Raw genomic sequence first — 3696 nt, 5'->3', positions numbered from 1 at the left:
GCTTCGTCCAAAAAAGAACCCCGCGCTTTTGCGCGGGGTTTGCTGCTTGATGTGGTCCCACCTGGGCTCGAACCAGGGACCCCCTGATTATGAGTCAGGTGCTCTAACCAGCTGAGCTATAGGACCTTTTTTAGGGGACTGCAATATTACTACTTATTTTAGGATACTGCAATACCGGAGGCCCAACAAAATTACGGGGGATCCTATGTATAAAGGAGTGTCCGCTTTCTGAAAAAGGCCAAAAAAATAGTAGCTTAGAGATTTTTATTTCAAAATGCGCTATGAATAGCACAGAACCTAAAGCCCCTCTGAGTAAAACAGCCCTGATATACGCCTCCGTGGATGGACATACGCTCAAGATATGCGAAGAGCTGGCAGGTGTACTCTCAGCTCACGACCAGCCGGTTGAAATTATCAACATAGCAGATTTTGACGGGGACCTCGCTCCCTATGATCGGGTAGTCCTGGGTGCCAGCATCCGGTACGGGGTGCACGACAAAAAGATCATCGATCTCATCAACACCCGCCAAAAGGAGCTGGAAGCCAAAAAGACAGCCTTCTTTTCCGTCAACCTCGTGGCCCGTAAACCAGAAAAAAGCAGTCCGGAGACCAACCCCTATGTCGTCAAATTCTTTAAGAAAATCTCCTGGAGGCCGGACCTCGCGGAATGCTTTGCCGGGATGCTCGACTATCCCCGCTACTCCTTCTTTGACCGTACCATGATCCGTCTTATCATGTGGATGACCAAAGGGCCCACGGACCCCAGAACGGTCAAGGAATACACTGACTGGGAAAAGGTAGAGGGCTTTGGGAAAAGGCTGGTGAATCTTTAATCTCCCATATTTTTCAATATAGTTTATTACCTTATTGTCCTGAAAATTAAACTTCAAGCAATGATACGGACCACACTAGCCTTCCTGATTCTGTTCATCACCGGGTGTAAGACCCAGGAGAAAAAAGAAGAAACTGCAGAATCTGCTGCAACCGCAGTATGGGAAACCGATTTTCGGGACGACTTCGACTCATTCAATCCCGAAAACTGGCAGGACCAGCGGATCTGGGTAAACAACGAACAACAGTGCTATGTCCCGGACGGGGAATACGGTACCCGGGAGGTCAGCGATGGCACCCTGAAACTGAAGGTGGTCAACATTGGGGAGGCCATGCCCTGTGATAACCTCGACAAGCATGGAGAACAACACCCCGACACCCCTTATATGGCCGGGCGGATCTGCTCCAAAAACCGGAAGGAATTTATCAAAGGGAAATGGACGGCACGGCTGCGCCTTCACGGGAACGGACAGCCCAGCATGTTTCCGGCCTGGTGGCTCCTGGGAGCCCGCAATAACGAATCCCCGGTTCAGGAAGAAGACGAGACCGTATGCTGGCCGCTCACCGGATCCGGGGAGATCGACATCTTTGAACACCACGGGGACGTGCTGAAAGACCACTTCACCACTGGCGCCATCAAGAGCCAGGGGGAGTGCGACAAAGGCGACTGGTGGAGTTTTCGTAAGGATTTCCCTGCCACACTTGACGAGTATCACGAGTATTCCGTGGAATGGGAAGGCAGTGACCTGGTCTACCGCTTAGACGGAGAAGAGGTCTACCGGAATGAAGGAGAGGGAGACAACTACCCCGAACCCATGTTCGCCATCCTCAACTTCGCCAAGATCACGGATAACCCCATGGAAGGAGAATGGGTGATGGAGGTCGATTGGGTAACGCACGAAAAAAGGAAATAAATTTCTGCCCCAGTGTCAGTGAACAAAGGGGCAGAGTGGGGCTAATTAAATCTATTTGTCTGAGTTAAGCTCATAGATGAACCGCGTCATCGGGAGCATGGAAGCCACGACCAAAGAGGCCACCAGGCTAAAGATAAAGTCATAGGTAAAATAATAGATGACCCCCAGGGCAATCATGGGGAGTACATAACAACAGAGCCTGTAGGCCAGGCCGGGCGGTTTGGGGGTGTTTTTTTTCATCGGTTCTTTATGGCTATTTTATTTGAAATTTACCCTTAGCCCGTCAAAACAGCAATCAAAAATGCCTGCATCGTATTGCAGGCATTCTTCAATTATAAGTGCATTGGTCTTGAGGGTTACCGGACTGCAAAGTAGCTGCGGTCTATCTGGTAGGTCTTGATCCTTTTGTCTTCGTCAGACTTCCCTGGTGTTATCAGATCCTTTTCAAGGACCAAAAGCGTCCTCAACTGAAAATTAAGGTTCTCGATCACCTGGTTCTTCACCCGGATGTTATGGGCGTGACTCTGGGCCGGGTTTTCTACCAGGTCCATCACGGCCTGGGATTGCACTTCGCCTTCGGATCTCAACAAGAGATTGAGCACCTGAACAGAAGTAGCATCCATAGCTACGCCTTTACCGCCGTACCTGATCTTATCGGGATACACACCTACTTTATTTCGCTCCTGCAATCGCCTTACCCCAAAAAACAAGAATAAAACAACCCCTAAAGTAACCACCACGCCTCCGGCGACTTCAAGGGGAAATTCGTCGGTAGAATACATAGGTTCTTCCGCTATAGGTTTTTTCAAGACCTCTGATTCATCCAAAATCGTGTATGCTAAATCCACGTTTTCTGTACGAGATGGGTCTATTTGACCCACGAGGTAAAATTTCCCGTCATGGTAAAAGTTAGGGATGATATGTTGCTCTGAATAATGTAAAAAGAGTTTTCGGGTTTCTCCCCATACCTCGTAATAGGTCAGGGTATTGTGGATGGGGTCGGCCAATACCAGCTTGTATTCCTTGGGTACATCAAACAAGATCCTGTCTCCCATATGGGCCACCACAGAGTGGTTGTGGAGGTCATCGTTCAACCTTCCCATTTCTTCCCATCTTCTGCTCCTCATGTCAAACTTCCAGATCTCATGGAACTCATTCATCCTCAACGGATCAAAAGGATCGGTGGAGAGGCCCGAGAAAATATAGATGTCATTTTCTTTCTGGACCTGATACGAGCTCTGGGTACCCACTGGGAGTACCTCGCTTCCCCTCGGAGAAACAATTTCCCATTCGTTCGTTTCCGTGCTGAAATAGGTAAAGAAATTGCGTTGAGACCAGAACCCATACCCCCCGTACTTCAACAAGGTATCGTTGCGCACAAAGAGATTGCAATTGATCTGCATTTTGTGATCGAAGGACCGGTCGATCCTCCTGAGACTATCCCCTTCTAACCGATAGACCATCCCACCGGAAGTACTTACGAAATGCAGTTCGGAATCCACCACGATCGGGCGATAGGCCCGCACAAAATTGATCCTTGGGGGGTTCATGGGCATCAATTTGGACGTTTTGTAAGCAGGGGCATAGAATACGCGGACACTGTCTTCCCAAATCGCAAATATATTCCTGGTTTCCTTATCGAAGGCGGTAGCCTTTAAACTGTGGAAATTTCCAATGCGAAAGGTTTGGGAATAGGAAGCTAAATGGGGAGTAAAGCCCCATAGTATGAGGAATAACCCGATGGATCCCAGACTGGATAAGCGCATATCTCTAAAATAATATTTTTGTAAGAATTTACTATCGATACAGGAATGTTTTACCTGCCGATTTTACAATTTGATAACATCAAGAGGTTCAAACCAGCCTGGAAAACCTGCGATTGGAGTTGGGAAAATCGACTCCCATTGCAAAAACGAGAAATATACCTCCCAAAAAAGCTGCCAGGAAGGTC

4 protein-coding genes and 1 tRNA gene are annotated in these 3696 nt (G+C 48.3%); 2 read left to right on the top strand and 3 right to left on the bottom strand.

The features are described 5' to 3' along the window. Positions 1–52: 52 nt before the first annotated feature. Positions 53–126 (bottom strand) — tRNA-Ile (locus ABYP73_RS12195). Positions 127–281: 155 nt separating this feature from the next. On the opposite strand from ABYP73_RS12195, the gene hemG reads away from it, so the two are divergent. Then, on the top strand, positions 282–833 hold the full coding sequence (gene hemG / locus ABYP73_RS12190) for a menaquinone-dependent protoporphyrinogen IX dehydrogenase (RefSeq protein WP_372974514.1): 552 nt from the start codon (positions 282–284) through the stop codon (positions 831–833). A gap of 60 nt (positions 834–893) precedes the next feature. Then, positions 894–1745: a family 16 glycosylhydrolase gene (locus ABYP73_RS12185; RefSeq protein ID WP_372974513.1), complete on the top strand. Its 852-nt coding sequence runs from the start codon at positions 894–896 to the stop codon at positions 1743–1745. A gap of 51 nt (positions 1746–1796) precedes the next feature. Here ABYP73_RS12185 and ABYP73_RS12180 read toward each other — a convergent pair whose 3' ends face one another. Next, a complete protein-coding gene (locus tag ABYP73_RS12180; protein WP_372974512.1) occupies positions 1797–1985 on the bottom strand; it encodes a hypothetical protein in 189 nt (62 codons plus the stop codon). Positions 1986–2101: 116 nt separating this feature from the next. Continuing rightward, the gene (locus ABYP73_RS12175) at positions 2102–3511 is read right to left on the bottom strand and encodes a hypothetical protein (protein ID WP_372974511.1); all 1410 of its coding nucleotides are present in this window, start codon (positions 3509–3511) and stop codon (positions 2102–2104) included. Positions 3512–3696 lie beyond the last annotated feature (185 nt).

This window comes from Muriicola sp., assembly GCF_041567615.1.
In the GTDB taxonomy this organism is placed as follows: domain Bacteria; phylum Bacteroidota; class Bacteroidia; order Flavobacteriales; family Flavobacteriaceae; genus Muriicola.
This window is presented reverse-complemented; position numbering and strand designations above follow the sequence as displayed.

What these genes read in the sequence shown, in the direction of transcription:
- hemG (WP_372974514.1), top strand. Translation starts at nt 282, where the DNA reads ATGAATAGCACAGAACCTAAAGCCCCTCTGAGTAAAACAGCCCTGATA.
- ABYP73_RS12185 (WP_372974513.1), top strand. Translation starts at nt 894, where the DNA reads ATGATACGGACCACACTAGCCTTCCTGATTCTGTTCATCACCGGGTGT.
- ABYP73_RS12180 (WP_372974512.1), bottom strand. Translation starts at nt 1,985, where the DNA reads ATGAAAAAAAACACCCCCAAACCGCCCGGCCTGGCCTACAGGCTCTGT.
- ABYP73_RS12175 (WP_372974511.1), bottom strand. Translation starts at nt 3,511, where the DNA reads ATGCGCTTATCCAGTCTGGGATCCATCGGGTTATTCCTCATACTATGG.